This is a genomic window from Guyparkeria sp. (assembly GCF_046545975.1).
Classification (GTDB): domain Bacteria; phylum Pseudomonadota; class Gammaproteobacteria; order Halothiobacillales; family Halothiobacillaceae; genus Guyparkeria.
The window spans coordinates 1-18,992 of record NZ_JBKGYT010000035.1 but is presented as its reverse complement, the minus strand read 5'-3'; the positions used below and the strand labels follow the sequence as shown (position 1 = coordinate 18,992).

The following is an 18,992-nucleotide window of genomic DNA, read 5'->3' as shown; positions in this document are numbered from 1 at the left end:
TCGCGCGCCGGGCACGGCGGCCCGGTCGTGCCCCTCCACAGGGACGGCGCGTGAAACTGTTCCACTCCGTCTGAATCACTCCTGGTTCGATACCAGGTATCCGGCGTGCGAAACTTCCCAACTCAAAAAATCACGGAAAACAACCATGACCATCTGGGTCGACGCCGACGCCTGCCCCGTCCCCATCAAGCAGATGCTCTTCCGCGCCGCCGACCGCGTCGGCGTGGACGTCGTGCTGGTGGCCAATCACGCCATCGCCGTGCCACGCTCCAAGCGCGTGCGCTTCATGCAGGTGGCACCGGGCTTCGATGTCGCGGACAATGCCATCGTCGAGGCCGCCGAGCCCAGAGATCTGGTGATCTCCGCGGACATCGAGCTGGCCGCGGATGCGCTGGCCAAGGGCGTGGCGGTGATCGGCCCGCGCGGCGAGGCGTTTTCCAACGAGTCCATCCGCGGTCGGCAGGTCCAGCGCGAGTTCATGCAGACCCTGCGCGAGAGCGGGGTGGCCACCGGCGGGCCGCCGCCGCTGGGGCCGAAGGACAAGCAGGCCTTTGCCGCCGCGCTGGAGCGCTGGCTGAATCGATTCGAACGCGAGAGAAACGCATGACACTGCGACAGATCGTCCTGGATACCGAGACCACGGGCATGCCCGTCGAGGAAGGCCACCGGCTGATCGAGATCGGTGCGGTGGAGCTGGTCGACCGGCGCCTGACGCACAACAACTACCATCAGTACCTGAACCCCGAGCGAGCGGTGGATGCCGGGGCCTTCGCCGTCCACGGCCTCTCCAATGACTTCCTCGAGAGCAAGCCGCGTTTCAATGAGGTGGCCGACGAGTTCCTCGAGTACGTCCGCGGCGCGGAGCTGGTCATCCACAACGCCGCGTTCGACGTCGGCTTCCTCGACGCCGAGCTCAAGCGTCTCGGCTACCCGCCCCTGACCGAGCACGTCGATCGGGTGACCGACTCGCTGGCCATCGCCCGCGAGAAGCACCCCGGTCAGCGCAACAGCCTGGACGCACTCTGCCGGCGCTACCAGATCGACAACTCCGACCGCACCCTCCACGGTGCCCTGCTCGACTCGGAGATCCTGGCCGACGTCTATCTGGCCTTGACCGGCGGGCAGTGGGACCTGTCCTTCGACAACCCGGCGGAGACGGCGACCGCCGGCCAGGCGGCGCTGGGGACCATTCCCGTCGATCGCCCGCGGCTGCGGGTGCTCGGCGCCGACGACGGCGAACGGACCGCCCACGAGGCATGGGTGGAACGCCTGCGGAAGGTCGACGAGGCCTTCCGCTGGCCGGGTACGTCGTCCATCTCGGACTGAAATCGCCCCGGAGCCCCGCCGTTCGGCACGGTTCGGTTGGAATCGGGCGAATGGTATGATTGAACATACCGGTTCGCGGCTTGTCATCATTCCTTGTTACCATTCGCCCCGATTACCGGCAGTCCCGGGGTGGCTTGATCGCGAGCCCCCGGTCGGGAGCCATCTCAGCAGGAACGGAAGGCGGCCTTGACTGAATACATACTCATCCTGATCAGCACCATCCTGGTCAACAACTTCGTGCTGGTGAAGTTCCTGGGCCTGTGTCCGTTCCTCGGCGTGTCCAACAAGGTCGAGACGGCCATCGGCATGTCGCTGGCCACGACGTTCGTGCTCACGCTCTCGGCGATCGCCAGCTATGTCACGCATGCCTGGCTGCTGGTGCCGCTGGGGTTGGAGTACCTGCGCACGATCACGTTCATCGTGGTGATCGCCGTGGTGGTCAACTTCACCGAGATGATGGTGCGCAAGACCAGCCCGCTGCTGCACAACGTGCTGGGCATCTACCTGCCGCTGATCACCACCAACTGCGCGGTGCTCGGCGTCGCCCTGCTCAACGTGCAGGAGGCCAACAGCTTCGTCGCCTCGGCGCTGTACGGGTTCGGGGCGTCGGTGGGTTTCTCGATGGTGCTGATCCTGTTCTCGGCGCTGCGTGAGCGCCTGGCCGCGGCCGACGTGCCGGCGGCCTTCGAAGGCGTGCCGATCGCCCTGGTCACGGCCGGGCTGATGGCACTGGGTTTCATGGGCTTTGCCGGCATGGTGACGATCTGATGTGGATGGCGATTCTTCTTGCCGTGGGACTGGCAGTGCTCTTCGGGGTGCTGCTGGGCATCGCCGCGCAGGTCTTCCGCGTCGAGGGCAACCCGCTCGCCGACCGGATCGACGAGTTGCTCCCGCAGACCCAGTGCGGCCAGTGCGGCTATCCCGGCTGCCGTCCCTATGCCGAGGCCATCGCGAAGGGCGAGGCGGACATCAACCGCTGCCCGCCGGGCGGGGAGTCCACCATCCGCAACCTCGCCGAACTCCTGGACGTCGAGGTCAAGCCGCTTGACGACGACCTGGAGGTCCAGGAGGTCAAGAAGCTGGCCGTCATCGACGAGGAGGTCTGCATCGGCTGCACCAAGTGCATCCAGGCCTGCCCGGTCGACGCGATTCTCGGTGCTGCCAAGCAGATGCATACCGTGATCGAGGACGAATGCACCGGCTGCGAGCTCTGTGTCGAGCCCTGTCCGGTGGACTGCATCGACATGGTGCCCGTCGAGGAAGGCGTCGAGGCCTACCGCTTCCCGTTGCCCGAGTCCGCCCATCCGGTGGTGACGCGTAATTTCCTCCTGCGCCCCGAGGAGCCGGCCAATGCCTGAGGCGAAGGTGGCCGTTTCCGAGGGGCTGTTCGGGTTCCACGGCGGGCTGCACATCGAGGGCCACAAGGCCCCGGCCTGTGATCGTCCTGTCGACGACATGCCGCTGGTGGACGAGTACGTCCTGCCGCTGCACATGCACATTGGCGCGCCGGCCATCCCGGTGGTCGAGCCGGGTGACCGGGTGCGCCGCGGCCAGTTGCTGGCCCGTCCGGACGATTTCATTTCCGCGGCGATCCACGCCCCGACCTCGGGCACGATCCGGGCGATCGAGCCGCGGGCGCTGCCCCATCCGGGCGGTCTGTCCGCACAGAGCATCGTCCTCGAGGCCGACGGCGAGGACCGCCAGGCCGAGCCCTTCGAGCCCTGGCCGGACTACCGCGAGAAGAACCCGGTGGAGATCCGCTCGCGGCTGCGCGAGGCCGGCATCGTCGGGCTCGGCGGGGCCGTGTTCCCGACCGCGGCCAAGCTGGCCACCGCCAACCCCGGCGGGGTGGAGACACTGGTGCTCAACGGCGCGGAGTGCGAGCCCTACATCTCCTGCGACGACCGGCTGATGCAGGAGGAGCCCGAGACGATCCTCCGCGGTGCGCAGGTGATCCTGCATGCCGTGGGGGCGGCCCGCTGCCTGGTCGGCATCGAGGACAACAAGCCGCGCGCCATCGCCGCCATGCAGGCGGTCATCGACCGGCTGGCCGCCGAAGAGAATGAGCGGCGTTTCGAGATCAAGGTCGTGCCCACGATCTACCCCGCGGGCGGGGAGAAGCAGCTGATCCGCACGCTCACCGGGATCGAGATCCCGCGGGGGCGCCACGTCACCGACTACCGCATGCTCTGCCTCAACGTCGGCACCACCGCCAACTGCTGGCGTGCCGTGGTCGAGGGCCGGGCGCTGACCGAACGGATCGTGACGGTGGCCGGCGGGGGCGTGAAGGGGCCTCGCAACCTGCGCGTGCGCATCGGCACACCCATGGCGAAGGTGATCGAGGCGGCCGGTGGCTACACCGAGGGTGTCGACCGCCTGCTGATGGGCGGCCCGATGATGGGATTCGCCCTCCACGAGGACGAGGTGCCCGTGGTCAAGGCGACCAACTGCCTGCTCGCCTTGCGCCCGGCCGACCGCGACCCGACGCCGACGCCGCAGCCCTGCATCCGTTGCTCGCGCTGCGCCGAGGCCTGCCCGGCCGACCTCCTGCCGCAGCAGCTCTACTGGTATTCGCGCGCCGAACAGTTCGACCGCTGCCAGGACTATCACCTGTTCGACTGCATTGAGTGCGGGGTCTGCTCGGCGGTCTGCCCGTCGCATATCCCGCTGGTGCAGTACTTCCGCCACGCCAAGACCGAGATCTGGTACGCCGAGCGCGAGCGGACCAAAGCCGAGCACGCCCGACGCCGCTTCGAGTTCCACAACGAGCGCATCGAGCGGCAGAAGGCCGAGCGCGAGGCGGCGCTGGCGAAAAAGCGCGCGGCGATCAAGGCCGCCCAGGAGAAGAAGGCGCGCGAGGAAGGCGGGCAGGTCGGTTCCGGACAACCGGGCGAGGGCGAAAGCGAGAGGCAGCAGGCCGCCGCCGGCCTGAGCATCGAGGCGGCGCGAGAACGGGCCCGGGTGCGCAAGGCGCGTGCCCGCAACCCGGCCACGGACGAAAAACCGGCCGCAACGGACACGGACCACGGGGCGGCCCGCAAGCCCGGAGCAGGAGAGGACGCATGAAGTTCCCCGTGCAGACATCGCCTCACGTCGAGGCCGAATCGAGCGTCGCCGGGGTCATGACCACCGTGCTCTGGGCCCTGGTGCCCGGCACGGTGGCGGCCATCTGGCTGCTCGGCTGGGGCGTGCTGTTCAACGTGGCGCTCGCGGTCGGCACCGCCTGGCTGGCCGAGGCCCTGATGCTGTGGCTGCGTGCCCGGCCGTTCCGCCCGGCGCTTGCCGACCGCTCGGTGCTGATCACCGGCTGGATCCTCGCCCTGTGCCTGCCGAACCTTGCGCCCTGGTGGCTGCCGGTGATCGGGGCCCTGTTCGCGGTCGTGGTCGCCAAGCAGCTCTACGGCGGCATCGGCTACAATCTGTTCAACCCCGCGATGGTCGGCTACGTGGTCCTGCTGGTCTCCTTTCCCGAGGCGATGACGCGCTGGGGGGCGGAGATCGGCGGCGGGGCGGCGGACCTGTCACTGACCGAGGCGGCCTCCTGGACCTTCCTCGGTGCGCTGCCCCCGGGCACGGGCTTCGATGCGCTGTCGCAGGCCACGCCGCTCGATCAGCTGCGCATGGTGATCACCGATGGCGGCAGCGTGGGATCGCTGGGAACCTCGATCTGGTCGCCGGACTCGTCCTGGTCCCTGTGGCTCAACCTGGCCTTCCTCGCCGGGGGGGCGTGGATGCTCTATCGCGGCGCGATCCGCTGGCATATCCCGGTGGCCATGGTCGCGGGCGTGCTGGCGACGTCGGCGCTGCTGTGGGCGATCGACCCGGATCAGTTCGCCGATCCGGGGTTCCACCTGCTGGCCGGCGGGGTGATCTTCGGCGCCCTGTTCGTGGCCACCGACCCGGTGACCGCATCGACCACGCCCCGCGGCCGGCTGGTGTTCGGCTTCGGCATCGGCGTGCTGGCCGTCCTGATCCGCAGCTTCGGCAACTATCCCGACGGGGTGGCCTTCGCGATCCTGCTGATGAATCTTGCCGTGCCCCTGATCGACTACTACACCCAGCCGGTCGTCTTCGGCCGCAAGTCGCCGGCGGCATCAGGGAGGTCGGGCGAGTCATGATCAACCTCGAAGTGCGCCAGATCGTGATCACCTCGGTGCTGCTGGCGGCCTTCTTCGCTCTCGGCGTCGGTTTCGTCGCCTATACCCAGCAGAAGACCGCCGAGCAGATCGAGATCAACCGGGAGGCGCTGCTGCTCGGACAGATCATGGAGGTGCTCGCGGGCGAGGACTACGACAACAACCCGGCCGAGGATGCCTTCGTCCTGCCGGACCCGGAGGCACTCGACCTGGGTGAGCCCGTGGTCGACACGGCGCCTGCGGGGGAACTGGCCTCCGTGCCGTCCGACGAGGATTACGAGCGGGCCATGGCATCCGGCCAGCTGGGCTTCCGCGCCCGTCGCGACGGCGAGATCGTGGCCGTGGCCATCCCGGTGGTCACGCACCGCGGCTACAGCGGTGACATCCGCCTGCTGGTGGGGGTCGATGCCGGCGGAGAGGTCAGGGGCGTCCGGGTGCTCGAGCAGAACGAGACGCCGGGGCTGGGCGACAAGATCAAGGCGGACAAGACCGACTGGATCCTGGGCTTCACGGGGCGTAGTCTCGGCAACCCGCCGCCGGATGGCTGGGCCGTTAGGAAGGACGGCGGCGTGTTCGACCAGTTCACCGGGGCCACGATCTCGCCGCGCGCCGTCGTGGAGGCGGTGCAGACCGCCCTGGAATACGTCGATCGGCACCGCGCCGTGCTGTTCGGCTCCCCGGTGGACGAACAGGCGGGGGAGGATGATTCATGAGCGATCCACGACTTTCCGAGCTGGCCGTCGACGGTCTTTGGAAGAACAATCCGGCCCTGGTGCAGGTGCTGGGCCTCTGCCCGCTGCTGGCCATCTCCAACACCACCATCAACGCCCTGGGCCTGGCGATCGCCACGCTGGTCACCCTGGTGGTGGCCAACGGGGTGGTCTCGCTGATCCGCGACTGGGTGCGCTCGGAAGTGCGCCTGCCGGTCTACGTGATGGTGATTGCCTCGGTAGTGACCATCATCGAGCTGGTGATGAACGCGCACTTCCACTCGCTCTACAACACGCTGGGCATCTTCATCCCGCTGATCGTGACCAACTGCATCATCATCGCCCGCGCCGAGGGTTTCGCCTCGCGCAATGCCTTCGGCTTTTCCGTGTTCGACGGTTTCGTCATGGGGGCCGGGTTCGGCCTCGTGCTGGTGGCGCTGGGGGCGATGCGCGAGGTCATCGGCTTCGGCACTCTGCTGGCCGATGCCGACCAGCTGTTCGGGCCCGTGGCGATGGACTGGGGCATCCGCGTGCTGCCCGAGCAGGCCACCTTCCTGCTGGCGCTGATGCCGCCGGGTGCCTTCATCGGCCTGGCCCTGCTGGTGGCCTTCAAGCAGGGTATCGACCAGCGGGCGGCCCGGCGTGCCAGGGCGGCCCGCGCCTCGCGAGGCGGTGAGGCGGTCGAGGCGACCGGCTGAGCCGTTCCTGCAATCCCCGGCCGGGCCTGCCAGAATCCCCCTGTTCCGTTTTCCCGCGCCGCCGTGCCGGCGGTGCGTGACAGCCAAGGAGTGACAGATGGCCGCAGAGATCAAGACCGAGGAACTCGAATACCGTTCGGACGACCGGACCCTGCGGGGCCTGGTGGCCTTCAACCCCCACGTGAAAGTGCCGCGTCCGGCCGTGCTGGTGGTACCCGAGTTCTGGGGACGTACCGCCTACATGGAGAAACGTGCCCGGGACATGGCCGAGGCGGGCTACGTCGGCTTTGCCATCGACCTCTACGGGGACGGCCGGGTCACCGAGGATGCCGGCGAGGCCACCGAGCTGATGAATGCCGCGCTGTCGGATTTCGAGGCGCTCAAGACGCGTTACCGGCTGGCCATCGAGGCGATCAAGCGCCACGACGCCGTGGATGCCGAGAGTCTCGGGGCGATCGGCTACTGCTTCGGCGGTTCGGTGGGTCTGAGCATGGCACGGCAGGGCATTCATCACGACGCGCTGGCGACCTTCCATGCCGGCACCTCGGGGCTGGCGCCGATCGCCGGCGTGGTCGATACCCCCACCTGGATCTTCTCCGGGGCGGACGACCCGATGGCCCCGGTCGACCAGGTCGAGCGCATCGCCGCGGAGATGCGCGAGGCCGGTGCCTGGGTGGAGGTGACCGTCTACCCCGGCGTGAGCCACGCCTTCACCAACCCCGGCGCGGACGACAAGGCGCAAAAGTTCGACCTGCCCCTGAGCTACGACGCGCAGGCGGACCGGGACTCGTTCGAGAAGACCCTGGCCTTCTTCCGCGACCGGCTGGGCTGAGGCCCCTGCACCCGGGCAGGGCGTTCGGCACCCGGATGGTGCGAGATGTCGGCCCGGGACGGCGACTTCCCCCGCGAGCCTGCCTTGAATGTGCCCTGCCGGGCCGTGCCGGCCGGTGTCAACGCGCTTGTCACAAACGGTTGGCATAGTTCTCGCTGCTACCGGGGTGCCATGCTTCATTGGCCTGCATCCAGATGATGGCAAGCCCGGACTGGCAATGTTGACTCCTCCTTTCTGGGGCGCCTTCCGGGCGCCTCTTTTCTGTCTTGGCAGGTAGACTGTCCCGGATACCACCACGAATTTCAGAGAGCCCATGCACTCGGCCAACTACATCAGCACCATCGACCGCTACCACGAGCAGTCCCGCTCCATCCGCGAACTGATCGAATCGATCATCACGGGCATCGGCGAGCCGCGCCTGCTCACCGATGCCGCCGCCCTGCGCGACGTGACCGAGAGACTGATCGAGCTGTACCCCTTCGTCGACCTGGTCTACCTGCTCGACGAGGACGGTGTGCAGATCGCGGAATACGGTGCCGACGAGACCGGTCAGGTCAACCCCGCCGGCGGGCGTGGCCGGGGCGTGGACCGCAGCCAGCGGCCCTACTTCAGGTTCGTCGAGGAGACCGAGCACGTCCACCTGACCGAGCCGTACCTCTCCGCCGCCTCCCGCGACCTGTGCATCTCGGCCACCCTGCGGCTGGAGCACGGCGGCAAGGTGGGGTACCTGATCATCGACGTCGACCTGGAGGCGATGATCAGCTTCCTGCTCGGTGACACCATGCGCCGGCGGGTCGAGCCGGTCTTCCGTGCCCTGTACGGCCTGTTCGCCGCGGCGATGCTGCTGGTGGCCGGCGTGCTGTTCTACAGCAGCATGAGCGAACTGGTCACCGCGCTGATGGAGCCCGGCTGGGCCGCCGAACTGCGCCTCAAGCCGTTCGAGGTGATCGTCGTGCTCACCCTGGCCATGGCGATCTTCGACCTGGCCAAGACGGTCTTCGAGGAAGAGGTGCTGATGGAAAAAGACGTCCATCGGCACAGTACCGTTCGGCGTACCATGACCCGCTTTGTCGCCGCGATCCTCGTCGCCATCCTGATCGAGGGCCTGCTGACGATGTTCAAGGTCTCCATGGGCTACTCCGAGCAGGGGGTCACCGCCACCCTGATGGTGTTCGCCGCGGCCGCGCTGCTGGTGGCCCTCGGCCTGTACGTCTACCTGGGTGCACTGGCGGAGAAGGCACTGCTGGGCAACAATGGCCGCAGCCGACGGATGCGGTTCGTGCGCGAGAGGCGCGGTTCGTGAGGTTTCACATGACGGGGACGGAGACCAGCCGATGACGGCACTCGGACCATTGATGATCGATCTCGCGGGTCCGGAAATGACGGCGGCCGACCGACGACGCCTGAGCCATCCGTCGGTAGGTGGAGTGATCCTGTTCGCGCGGCATTTCGAAAGCCGGGCGCAACTGGCCGGGCTGATCTCCGAGATCCGCGCCCTGCGCCGCCCGCACCTGCTGATCGCGGTCGACCAGGAGGGCGGGCGAGTCCAGCGGTTCAAGGGTGACGGCTTCGTCCCCCTGCCGGCGATGGGACGAATCGGCCGGCTCTTCGCCGAGGATCGCCAGGCCGGCCTGGAGGCCGCGCGGTCGCTGGGCTGGCTGATGGCCGTCCAGTTGCGCGAGGTGGGCGTGGACCTGAGTTTCGCGCCGGTGCTGGATCTCGACCGCGGCATCAGCGGCGTGATCGGAGATCGTGCCTTCGACGAGCGACCCGAGGCGGTCATCGCGCTGGCGATCGCCTGGACCGGCGGGATGCGCGATGCGGGCATGGCGGCCGTGGGCAAGCATTACCCCGGCCACGGGGCCGTGTCGGCCGATTCGCACATTGCCCACCCGGTCGATCGCCGCCCGTTCGCGACCATCGAGCGGACCGACCTGAGGCCGTTCAAGGCGCTCGCCGAGCGGCTGATACCGGGACTGATGGCCGCCCATGTCATCTACCCAGAAGTCGACGAGTTGCCGGCCGGGTTCTCCCCGGTCTGGATCGGCGAGATCCTGCGCCGACAGTGGGGATACGAAGGGGCGGTGTTCAGCGACGACCTGACCATGGCGGCCGCCTCGGCGGTCGGCGAGATCGAGCAGCGGGTGGAGCGGTGCCTGGCCGCCGGCGTCGACATGGCGCTGATCTGCAACCACCCCGAACTGGTCGACCGGGTGCAGAAGTCGGTCAGCCTCCCCCCCAGTGCCCAGCGCGAGGCGCGATTGGCGCGGATGTTCGGCCACGGCCCGGTCCCCTCGGAGCAGCGGCTGCAGCGCTCGCCGCGCTATGCCGAGGCACTGACCTGGATCGAGCGGCTTGGTGTCGACGAGCCCGACCTGTTTCCCGACCGGGCCTGACGTCCGAACAAGGATACGAGCATGCAAGAGCAGCGGGACAAGCACCCCGACATCCAAGTCGACTTTCAGGAGCGTTCGGCGGAACTCCACGCCCTGCTGGCACGTTGCGACTGCCTGGTGACGCCTGGCGAGATGCAGGCCGCCTACGATCGTATCGGCGACGAGATCAACGCGGCGCTGGCCGGAAGCCTGCCGGTGGTGCTGGCGGTGATGAACGGCGGACTGGTCAGCGCCGGGCAACTGCTGCCGCGACTGGATTTCCCCCTCGAGCTTTCCTATCTCCATGCCACGCGCTACCGCGGCGCGACGACCGGCGGGGCGCTCAAGTGGCTGGCGCAACCCGACGTCGAACTGGTCGACCGGGACGTGCTGCTGATCGATGACATTCTCGACGAGGGCCACACGCTGAAGACCGTCCGGGAATGGTGCCTGGCCGCCGGCGCCAAACGGGTCTGGATCGCCGTGGCGACCGACAAGCTGCATGAGCGCAAGACGCCCGGCCTGGTCGCGGACTTCGTCGGGGTGGCGGTGCCGGACCGCTATATCTTCGGCGAGGGGATGGATTACCATGGCTACTTTCGCAACCTGCCCGGCATCCACGCGCTTCCCGACGGAGGCTGAGCCGGGCAATACCCACCTACGGGAGGTCTGAAGGTGCATCTGGCAATCATCGGCGGGACGGGCCTGTCGCAGATCGAGGGAATCGAGGATGTGCGCCACCAGATGGTGTCGACGCCGTTCGGGGAGCCCTCCGGGCCGTTGACCATCGGGCGATTGCAGGGCTGCGACGTGGTGTTCCTGCCGCGTCACGGCTACAACCACCGCATCCCGCCGCACCAGGTGAACTATCGCGCCAACATCTGGGCGCTGCGGGAGATGGGCGTGAGTCGCATCCTGGCGGTCGCCGCCGTCGGGGGGATCCATCCGGACATGGGCCCGGGGGCGCTGGTCGTGCCCGACCAGCTGATCGACTACACCTGGGGGCGGCCGTCGACCTTCTACGAGGGGGACCTGGACTCGGTCACCCACGTGGACTTCACCTATCCCTACGACCAGACGCTGCGCCAGGCCTTCCTCGCGGCGGGACAGGCCCTCGGACTGGAGCTGATCGACGGCGGCACCTACGGCGCCACGCAGGGCCCGCGCCTGGAGACGGCAGCCGAGATCCGGCGCCTGCAGCGCGACGGCTGCGACGTGGTGGGGATGACCGGCATGCCCGAGGCCGTGCTCGCCCGCGAGGCGGAGATCGACTATGCCAGCCTCAACGTGGTCGCCAACTGGGCCGCGGGCATCCATGACGGCGAAGTGGTCTCCCTGGCAGACATCGACCGGACGCTCGGCCGGTCGATGGGCAAGGTGCGCAAGATCCTCAAGCACGTCCTGAACGACGAAAGCCGGATGCTCTGGCGCCGCACGGGCTGAACCGGGTCGCCCCTGACAGCCGGGGGCAGGCAGGGTAAAATACCGGTCAGAATCATCGTCCTGCCCCCTGCCAGGCCCCGCCGGGCCGTGGACCGGGCCAATCAAGTGAGAATTCCATGACCCATCAAAGCCGCTACACCGGCCTGCTGGACCGGTATCGCGATCGCCTGCCGCTTTCCGACGACACCCGGCTGATCAGTCTCGGCGAGGGTGCGACCCCGCTGATTCGCCTGCACAACCTGCCGAAGGTGCTGGGCCGCTCGGTGGACATCTACGTCAAGTACGAGGGCCTCAACCCCACCGGCTCGTTCAAGGATCGCGGCATGACCATGGCGGTCACCAAGGCGGTGGAGGAGGGCAGCAAGGCCATCATCTGCGCCTCGACCGGCAATACCTCGGCGGCGGCTGCCGCCTATGCCGCGCGTGCCGGCATCACCGCCTTCGTCATCATCCCCGACGGCAAGATCGCCATGGGCAAGATGGCCCAGGCGATGATGTACGGCGCGACCATCCTGCAGATCCGCGGCAACTTCGACGACGGCATGCGCCTGGTCAAGGAAGTGGCCGAGGAGGCGCCGGTGACCATCGTCAACTCGGTCAACCCCTATCGTCTCCAGGGCCAGAAGACGGCGGCCTTCGAGATCGTCGAGGAGCTGGGTCGTGCCCCGGACTACCACTGCCTGCCGGTGGGTAACGCGGGCAACATCACCGCCCACTGGATCGGCTACTGCGAGTTCTCCGCCGTCTCCGGCGAGCACGTGACCGAGTCCTGCGCCTACTGCAACGGCAAGTGCCCGTTCGCCGGTGGCGGCTCGGGCGGCAACCGGCCCAAGATGGTCGGCTACCAGGCCACCGGCTCGGCACCGTTCATGCGCGGCGAGATGGTCGACGATCCGGATACCGTCGCCACCGCCATCCGCATCGGTCACCCGCAGAGCTGGGACCGTGCCTGGAAGGTGATGGAGGAGTCCGGCGGCTGGTTCGCGGAGGTCACCGACGCGGAAATCCTCGCCGCCCAGCGCATGCTCACGCAGCACGAGGGCATCTTCTGCGAGCCGGCCTCGGCCGCCTCGCTGGCCGGCCTGATCAAGGATCTCGAGGCCGGCAAGATCCAGGACGGGTCGAGCATCGTGCTGACGCTGACCGGCAACGGGCTCAAGGATCCGGACACCGCCATCGCCCAGTGTACCGGCGACATGCCGGGTGTCGAGAAGGCCACCATGGTGACCATCGACGCGGACCTCGATTCCGTGCGCAACGCGATCCTCGGTTTCATGAAGTAACGACGGCCGGTCTTCGTTGGAACCGGAAGCCCCGCCAATCGGCGGGGCTTTTTCATGGCCTCGCCCCGGTGACCCGCCTTGCCGCGTCCGTGTCCTCGGTATCCGCCCTTCACGTCACGCCCCGAGGACATCGATGGAGGCATTGCCGGCCGGTAAGCGGGCACGAAAAAGCCCCGCGTTGGCGGGGCTGGTTTCTCTGCAGCGGAGCAGGGAGTGCGGGGATCAGTCGTCGTCGCCGCTCACGCCCTCGACAGCCGAGTAGACGACCTCGGGCTCTTCGTCCGTGCAGTCTTCCATGCAGCGCTCGTTGTTCGTGTCCGGACGGGTGTCGGTCACGTAGTAGTCAGCCGCCGGCATCTCGACGTCGGCCAGGTTCTCGTCGGAGCAGGTGAAGTCGTAGTCGACGATTTCGGCCAGGTTGAGCACGTAGCAGGTGACGGCGTAGGACTCGTCGGTCCCCATGGTGCCCGGCGCGTAGAACGGCATGTGACGCTTGATCATGTCGAACAGCGTCGGGGCGTGACCCCAGGTGTTGTTCACACCACGGTTGCCCACGCCGTCCAGGCCCTGCTTGAGGGACTCGACGAAGTCCGGCATCGGGTCGCCGGCCATCTTCGGGTAGCCCTCGGCGCCTTCGCCGAAGTCGCCGTGACACATGGCGCACTGCGCCTGGTACGGCTCTTCACCGTCGGCCACGCTGCCGGAACCCTCGGGCAGGTTCTCGCCATCGTAGAAGACACTGATGTCCCAAGGCTTCACCGCGTCTTCCGTGATGTTCTTGCCGACGCCCTTGAACGCGTCGCCGTGATCATCAGCCACCCCGGTGGCGCTCAGGCCCAGGGCCATGGCGCCGGCCGCGAGACCCAGGCTGAACTTAGAAGTTTTCAATTTGGACATTATTCACCTCGCCGGACTTCTCGATTTTCCAGGCCTGAATGGAGTTCTTGTGGTAGATGCTGTTGAAGCCACGAACCTTGCGCAGCTGCTTCAGGGTCGGCTGCACGTAGCCGGTCTCGTCGGTGACGCGGCTCATGATCAGGTGCTCGTCGCCTTTCCACTCGAACGGAAGCTTGAACTTGGTCACGCACTTGCTCAGTACGGGCTCGACCAGTTCGGCCTCCTTCCAGGTCTTGCCGCCATCGACGGAAACGTCGACGTGCTTGACCTTGCCGCGGCCCGACCAGGCAATACCCCGGATCTCGTAGGCGCCCTTGCCCTTGAGCTGGTAGTCCGGGCACGGGTAGTTGATGACCGAGTTGGCCTCGTTGACCAGGGTGAACTGGCGGATGGTGCCATCCGGCAGCGGCTCGATGTAGTGACGAGTCTCCTGGTAGGTCGACAGCGGCTTGTCGACGAACTTGATGCGGCGCAGCCACTTGATCGACATGTTCGCTTCGCAGCCCGGGAGCAGGAAACGGATCGGGTAGCCGTTTTCCGGACGCAGCGGCTCGCCGTTCTGGGCGTAGGCGATCATCGCGTCCTTGTACAGCTCGCACTGGTCGGCCGGGATCGGCTCGCCGAACTGGTCCTTGGCGCCTTCCATCGGGACGGAGCGCTGCAGGGCGGAACCGTCGGTACCTTCTGCGTAGAACCAGGTCGACTTCGGATCGACACCAACGTACTCCATCAGGTCGGTGATCTTGACACCGGTCCACTCGGAGCAGCTCATCATGCCGTGGGTGAACTGCATGGAGTCCATCTGGACGCCGCGCCACTCCATTGCGCCGTTGGCCGGGCACTCGAGGAAGTGGATGGCGGTGTGCGACGGCATGCGCTTGAGGTCGTCGACGGTAAAGACCATCGGCTTGTCGACCATGCCGTGGATGACCAGCTGGTGGGTCGACGGGTCGACGTCGACGGCACCGGCGTGGTGACGCTCGAAGTGCAGACCGTTCGGCGTGATGATGCCGTGCAGGTCCTGCCACGGGGTGAAGCTGATCGAAGCGACGGTGTCGGCGGTCAGCCAGCTGACGTTGCGACGCTTGACGTCCTTCTCGAACTTCGAGGGCATGCCGTACGGAACGGACACGACGCCACGGCCGAGAACGTTGCGGGTCGGACCATCTTCCAGCGGATCCTTCACGGTCTCCAGCTTGACGTCACCGTAGGCGTTGCCGGCGGCTGCAGCAGCAGCACCGGAAGCCGCCAGCGCGACGCTCTTGCGGAGGAATTTGCGACGATCGCTGGAAGCCATGCCCTCACGGGCATCGCTCTGCGGCGTCTTATCAAGTGTGGTTTCTGACATTGCTCACTCCTGCATCGTAGGCAATTGGTCGGATCAACTTGTGTTCGATCCATTCCGTGCCATCCGGTTCTCCGACAACCGGATGGCGCGCTTTTGTGGACAGGCCAGCATGTTGCCGACGTCAACTGTGCCCGCTATTGTTCATGGGTTGTCCCGCCGGGTCAATTCGAACGCGGGCCATGCCGTTGTCCGGGCAGATCAATAAAAATTGAACCGGCAGCAATCTACATCAGGACCTGCTAATTAACAACCGAGCCCGGTTCAGAACATTTAATGGGGTATCAAGGTGGGTTTTTGCCGCTGCGGGGACATTGCCGGGACAGCGTGGCCGATGCTTGGCCCGCGTCCGTCATCCCGTTATAGTCTGTCGGAAATATCCCGTCCGGACCCCCCGAGCCACCGCCGTGTACCGATCCATTCAAGTCCAGGAGGCCGACTTCGACGTCGGCGCCACCCTTTCCGAACTGCGCGCCCATTGCGCGCACGTGGGAGCGGTCGCCAGCTTTCTCGGCACCGTGCGCGACGTCAACGACGACCTGCCGGTCAGCGACCTGGTGCTGGAGCACTATCCGGGCATGACCGAGCGGGCGCTCGAGCGGGTCGCCGATGAGGCGATTTCCCGTTGGCCTCTCGCGGGCGTGAGCATCGTTCACCGCGTCGGCCATCTCAGGCCGACCGACCAGATCGTCCTCGTGGCGGTCGCCAGTGCCCACCGTGGGGACGCGCTGGAGTCCTGCACGTTCATCATGGACTACCTGAAGACCCACGCGCCGTTCTGGAAGAAGGAAGTGGACCCCGAGGGACACAGCCGTTGGGTCGACGCGCGCGAGAGCGACGAGCAGGCCCGGCGCCGCTGGTTCGCCGATTTCGACTAGGAGGTCCGAGCCGTGGAACCCGTCAGTGGTGTGATCGAGCGCCTGCGCCGCCGGATTCCGGTGATCGGGGAGACCGCGTCCGTCTCGCTCGCCGACGCGGTCGGCCGTGTGCTGAGCGAGCCCCTCGTCGCCCCGCGGGACGTGCCCTTCGCCCCCCTGAGCCTGTTCGACGGCTACGCGATGAAGGCCCCCGTGGCGGCCGGCGAGCGGTTCGTGGTGTCCGGGAGGCAGTTCGCCGGCGACCCGCCGTCTCGGCTGGCCCCGGGCACGGCGATGCGCATCTTTACCGGCGCCCTGTTGCCCGAGGGGGCCGATACCGTCATCGCCCAGGAGTCGACCGCGCCCGACGGCGACCAGGCCATCCGTTGCACCGAGGCATTGGCGGCCGGTGCCGGCGTGCGCCAGACCGGTGCCGACACCCGCAAGGGCGAGGTCCTGCTGCCGGCGGGTACGCGGATCGGGCCGGCCATGATCGGCCTGGTGGCCAGCACCGGGATCGGCGAGGTGACCGTCACCCGCCGGCCTCGGGTGGCGCTGCTGACCACCGGCGATGAACTGCTGGCCCCGGGAGAGACCTTCGTCCCCGGCAAGATCTTCGATGCCAACGGCCCGATGCTGGAGACCCTGCTGCACGCCAGCGGGGCGGAGATCGTCTACCGGGCGCGTCTGCCGGACGAGCGGGACATCATCGATGCCCGCCTGCGCGAGGCCTCGGATGCGGATCTGATCGTCACCTCCGGTGGCGTGTCGGTGGGCGAGGCGGACCTGGTCCGCGCCGGGGTCGAGGCGCTGGGACGCATCGATCACTGGCGGGTGTTCCTCAAGCCGGGCAAGCCGATGGCAGTGGGCGAGGTACTGGGCACGCCGTTCCTGGGTCTGCCGGGCAACCCGGTCTCCACCTTCGTGACCTTCCTGCTGTTCGTGCGGACCGCCCTGGAGACGGCCTCCGGGCAGTCCGATCCGGGCCGCCTGCCGACCCAGCCGTTGCCCCTGGCCACGGCCCGACAGGGCGGCGACCGCCCGGAATACATCCGGGTGCGTCGCGTGCAGCGGGAGGGACGGATCGTGCTCGAGCCGTATCCCGATCAGAACTCCGGGTTGCTGAGCTCGCTCGCCTGGGCAGACGGTCTCGCGCTGATTCCGGAGAGAGTCGAGCTGGCTGCCGGCGACCCGGTCGAATTCATCGCCTTCAAGGAACTGGGACCATGAGTCAGAAACTCACGCACATCGACGAGAAGGGCGAGGCCCGCATGGTGGACGTCGGCGACAAGGCGCAGACCCAGCGGGTTGCCGTGGCCGAGTCGCGCATCGTCATGCAGCCGGAGACCCTCGAGCTGATCCTCTCGGGGGGGCACAAGAAGGGCGACGTGCTGGCCACCGCGCGCATCGCCGGCATCATGGCGGCCAAGCGCACCGGCGACCTCATTCCCATGTGCCATCCGCTGATGCTCACGCGGGTGAAGGTGGATCTCGAGCCCGAGCCGGCGCGCAACGCCGTGCGCATCGTCGCCGAGTGCGGCGTGACCGGGCAGACCGGCGTGGAGATGGAGGCGCTTACCGCCGCGTCGGTGGCCGCGCTGACGCTCTACGACATGTGCAAGGCGGTGGATCGCGGCATGGTGATCGAGCAGACCCGCCTGTTGGAAAAGCGCGGCGGCAAGAGCGGTCACTGGCGGGTCGAGGCGGACAGCTGACCCCGGCCGGACCGCCCGGCCGGAGGCCGTTAGGTTTTTGTCGCCATAGCGCTTGCATTTTTCCGTGGTCGTGATTACCGTTATGTCCGAGTGAACACGACGCATCTGTGACTCACTCCTGCAAAGCCGGTCCCTCCGGGTTCGATTCCGACCCCTCGAACCCGGTCGGGGCCACCTCATTCCGACGAGGCCGACCGCGTGGACGGCCTCGTGATCGACGAACGAAACGGTGCCTCTCGGACCGGGGCATTCAACCGGCAAAGGCGAACGCGATGCAGCAGTTGACCGACCCATTTGGCCGCTCCATCAACTACCTGCGGCTGTCCGTGACCGACCGCTGCGACCTGCGGTGCTTCTACTGCATGCCCGAGGGCTTCAAGGACTTCGAGGTGCCGGAGCACTGGCTGACGGTCGGGGAGATCGAGCGGCTGGTCGGCGTCATGGCCGACATGGGCCTGTCCCACGTGCGGATCACCGGTGGCGAGCCGCTGGTGCGCAAGGGCATCGAGGACATCGTCGGCGGGATCAGCGCCATGCCGGGCATCCGCGACGTGTCCCTGTCCACCAACGCCACCCGCATGAACAAGATGGCCGAGTCGCTGCGGGCGGCGGGTGCCGATCGCATCAACGTGAGCCTCGATACGCTCGATCCCGAACGCTTCAAGTCCATCACCAAGGGCAAGGTGGACAAGGTCCTCGACGGGCTGGCCGCCGCGAAGGCCGCCGGTTTCTCGCCGATCAAGATCAACGCGGTGGTGATGAAGGGCATCAACGAGCACGACATCGAGGATCTGCTCGACTACTGCATCGACAACGGCTTCACCCTGCGCATGATCGAGACCATGCCGATGGGCGAGACCGGCCGCGACGCCATCGATCACTACGTCAGCCTCCAGGACGTGAAGAAGCGCCTCAAGGCCAAGTACGGCCTGATCCCCGCGGTCAATTCGGTGACCGGTGCCGGCCCGGCCCGCTACCTGCAGGTGGCGGGTACCGACACCATGGTCGGTTTCATTACCCCGATGTCCGAGCATTTCTGTGAGACATGCAACCGGGTGCGACTGGGCTGCGACGGCACCATGTACATGTGCCTCGGTCAGGAGGAGAGCTTCTCCTTCCGCCCGCTGCTGAGAAAGGGCATTCCCGACGACGAACTCAAGGAAGCGCTGATCCAGGCCATCGCCCTCAAGCCCGAGCGCCACGAGTTCACCGAGAAGCCCGAGAAGGTCATCCGCTTCATGTCGATGACCGGCGGCTGAGTCCGCCGGGCGCATTTTACCCTCGTTCCCTGGACCGCCCGCCTGCCGGGCGGTTTTTCGTTCCCGATCCGCTGCCACTCGACGAACGGGCCCGCACGGCGAAGGTCGCGTTATCC

20 protein-coding genes are annotated in these 18,992 nt (G+C 67.3%); 18 read left to right on the top strand and 2 right to left on the bottom strand.

The features are described 5' to 3' along the window. Window positions 1-145: 145 nt before the first annotated feature. The 14 genes from ACLFMY_RS05080 (at window position 146) to thrC (ending at window position 12,803) form a co-directional block, all read left to right on the top strand. The gene (locus ACLFMY_RS05080; protein ID WP_410763481.1) at window positions 146-607 is read left to right on the top strand and encodes a YaiI/YqxD family protein; all 462 of its coding nucleotides are present in this window, start codon (window positions 146-148) and stop codon (window positions 605-607) included. A 2-nt stretch (window positions 608-609) separates the two neighbouring features. Next, on the top strand, window positions 610-1,326 hold the full coding sequence (gene dnaQ, locus ACLFMY_RS05075) for a DNA polymerase III subunit epsilon (RefSeq protein WP_410763482.1): 717 nt from the start codon (window positions 610-612) through the stop codon (window positions 1,324-1,326). Between the two features lie 186 nt (window positions 1,327-1,512). Next, entirely contained in the window at window positions 1,513-2,094 is a 582-nt protein-coding gene (rsxA, locus tag ACLFMY_RS05070) for an electron transport complex subunit RsxA (RefSeq protein ID WP_372591842.1), read from the top strand. Next, window positions 2,094-2,684, top strand: a complete 591-nt coding sequence (gene rsxB, locus ACLFMY_RS05065; RefSeq protein ID WP_410763480.1) for an electron transport complex subunit RsxB — start codon at window positions 2,094-2,096, stop codon at window positions 2,682-2,684. Before rsxA ends, rsxB begins: the two co-directional genes overlap by 1 nt. Continuing rightward, window positions 2,677-4,392: an electron transport complex subunit RsxC gene (gene rsxC, locus ACLFMY_RS05060; RefSeq protein ID WP_410763479.1), complete on the top strand. Its 1,716-nt coding sequence runs from the start codon at window positions 2,677-2,679 to the stop codon at window positions 4,390-4,392. Before rsxB ends, rsxC begins: the two co-directional genes overlap by 8 nt. Further along, window positions 4,389-5,444 carry an RnfABCDGE type electron transport complex subunit D gene (locus ACLFMY_RS05055; protein ID WP_410763477.1) on the top strand — a complete coding sequence of 352 codons (1,056 nt, stop codon included), beginning with the start codon at window positions 4,389-4,391 and terminating at the stop codon, window positions 5,442-5,444. The genes rsxC and ACLFMY_RS05055 overlap by 4 nt, the downstream gene beginning before the upstream one ends. Continuing rightward, window positions 5,441-6,175, top strand: a complete 735-nt coding sequence (locus tag ACLFMY_RS05050; protein WP_410763476.1) for an RnfABCDGE type electron transport complex subunit G — start codon at window positions 5,441-5,443, stop codon at window positions 6,173-6,175. Before ACLFMY_RS05055 ends, ACLFMY_RS05050 begins: the two co-directional genes overlap by 4 nt. Continuing rightward, window positions 6,172-6,870 (top strand): electron transport complex subunit E, encoded by a 699-nt coding sequence (locus ACLFMY_RS05045; protein ID WP_410763474.1) that lies wholly within the window; start codon window positions 6,172-6,174, stop codon window positions 6,868-6,870. Before ACLFMY_RS05050 ends, ACLFMY_RS05045 begins: the two co-directional genes overlap by 4 nt. A 97-nt stretch (window positions 6,871-6,967) precedes the next feature. Then, complete coding sequence (locus tag ACLFMY_RS05040) at window positions 6,968-7,702, top strand: dienelactone hydrolase family protein (protein WP_410763473.1); 735 nt, start codon at window positions 6,968-6,970, stop codon at window positions 7,700-7,702. 313 nt (window positions 7,703-8,015) lie between these two features. Then, complete coding sequence (locus tag ACLFMY_RS05035) at window positions 8,016-9,005, top strand: PDC sensor domain-containing protein (protein ID WP_410763472.1); 990 nt, start codon at window positions 8,016-8,018, stop codon at window positions 9,003-9,005. A gap of 31 nt (window positions 9,006-9,036) precedes the next feature. After that, the gene (gene nagZ / locus ACLFMY_RS05030; protein ID WP_410763471.1) at window positions 9,037-10,098 is read left to right on the top strand and encodes a beta-N-acetylhexosaminidase; all 1,062 of its coding nucleotides are present in this window, start codon (window positions 9,037-9,039) and stop codon (window positions 10,096-10,098) included. Between the two features lie 21 nt (window positions 10,099-10,119). After that, window positions 10,120-10,719, top strand: coding sequence for a hypoxanthine-guanine phosphoribosyltransferase (locus ACLFMY_RS05025; RefSeq protein WP_410763470.1), 600 nt, complete (start codon window positions 10,120-10,122; stop codon window positions 10,717-10,719). Window positions 10,720-10,752: 33 nt separating this feature from the next. Next, window positions 10,753-11,520, top strand: a complete 768-nt coding sequence (locus ACLFMY_RS05020; protein WP_410763469.1) for an S-methyl-5'-thioinosine phosphorylase — start codon at window positions 10,753-10,755, stop codon at window positions 11,518-11,520. Between the two features lie 116 nt (window positions 11,521-11,636). Beyond that, a complete protein-coding gene (gene thrC / locus ACLFMY_RS05015) occupies window positions 11,637-12,803 on the top strand; it encodes a threonine synthase (RefSeq protein WP_410763468.1) in 1,167 nt (388 codons plus the stop codon). Between the two features lie 222 nt (window positions 12,804-13,025). Here thrC and ACLFMY_RS05010 read toward each other — a convergent pair whose 3' ends face one another. Next, window positions 13,026-13,700: a c-type cytochrome gene (locus ACLFMY_RS05010; protein ID WP_410763467.1), complete on the bottom strand. Its 675-nt coding sequence runs from the start codon at window positions 13,698-13,700 to the stop codon at window positions 13,026-13,028. Further along, window positions 13,678-15,048, bottom strand: coding sequence for a sulfite dehydrogenase (soxC, locus tag ACLFMY_RS05005; RefSeq protein WP_410763466.1), 1,371 nt, complete (start codon window positions 15,046-15,048; stop codon window positions 13,678-13,680). Before soxC ends, ACLFMY_RS05010 begins: the two co-directional genes overlap by 23 nt. 404 nt (window positions 15,049-15,452) lie before the next feature. Between soxC and ACLFMY_RS05000 the strand changes: the two genes are divergently transcribed. From ACLFMY_RS05000 to moaA, 4 genes are all read left to right on the top strand, one after another. Then, window positions 15,453-15,923 (top strand): molybdenum cofactor biosynthesis protein MoaE, encoded by a 471-nt coding sequence (locus ACLFMY_RS05000; protein WP_410763465.1) that lies wholly within the window; start codon window positions 15,453-15,455, stop codon window positions 15,921-15,923. Between the two features lie 12 nt (window positions 15,924-15,935). Further along, on the top strand, window positions 15,936-17,132 hold the full coding sequence (gene glp / locus ACLFMY_RS04995; protein ID WP_410763464.1) for a gephyrin-like molybdotransferase Glp: 1,197 nt from the start codon (window positions 15,936-15,938) through the stop codon (window positions 17,130-17,132). After that, window positions 17,129-17,617 (top strand): cyclic pyranopterin monophosphate synthase MoaC, encoded by a 489-nt coding sequence (moaC, locus tag ACLFMY_RS04990; RefSeq protein ID WP_410763463.1) that lies wholly within the window; start codon window positions 17,129-17,131, stop codon window positions 17,615-17,617. Before glp ends, moaC begins: the two co-directional genes overlap by 4 nt. Window positions 17,618-17,889: 272 nt before the next feature. After that, entirely contained in the window at window positions 17,890-18,876 is a 987-nt protein-coding gene (gene moaA / locus ACLFMY_RS04985) for a GTP 3',8-cyclase MoaA (RefSeq protein WP_410763462.1), read from the top strand. Window positions 18,877-18,992: the final 116 nt, after the last annotated feature.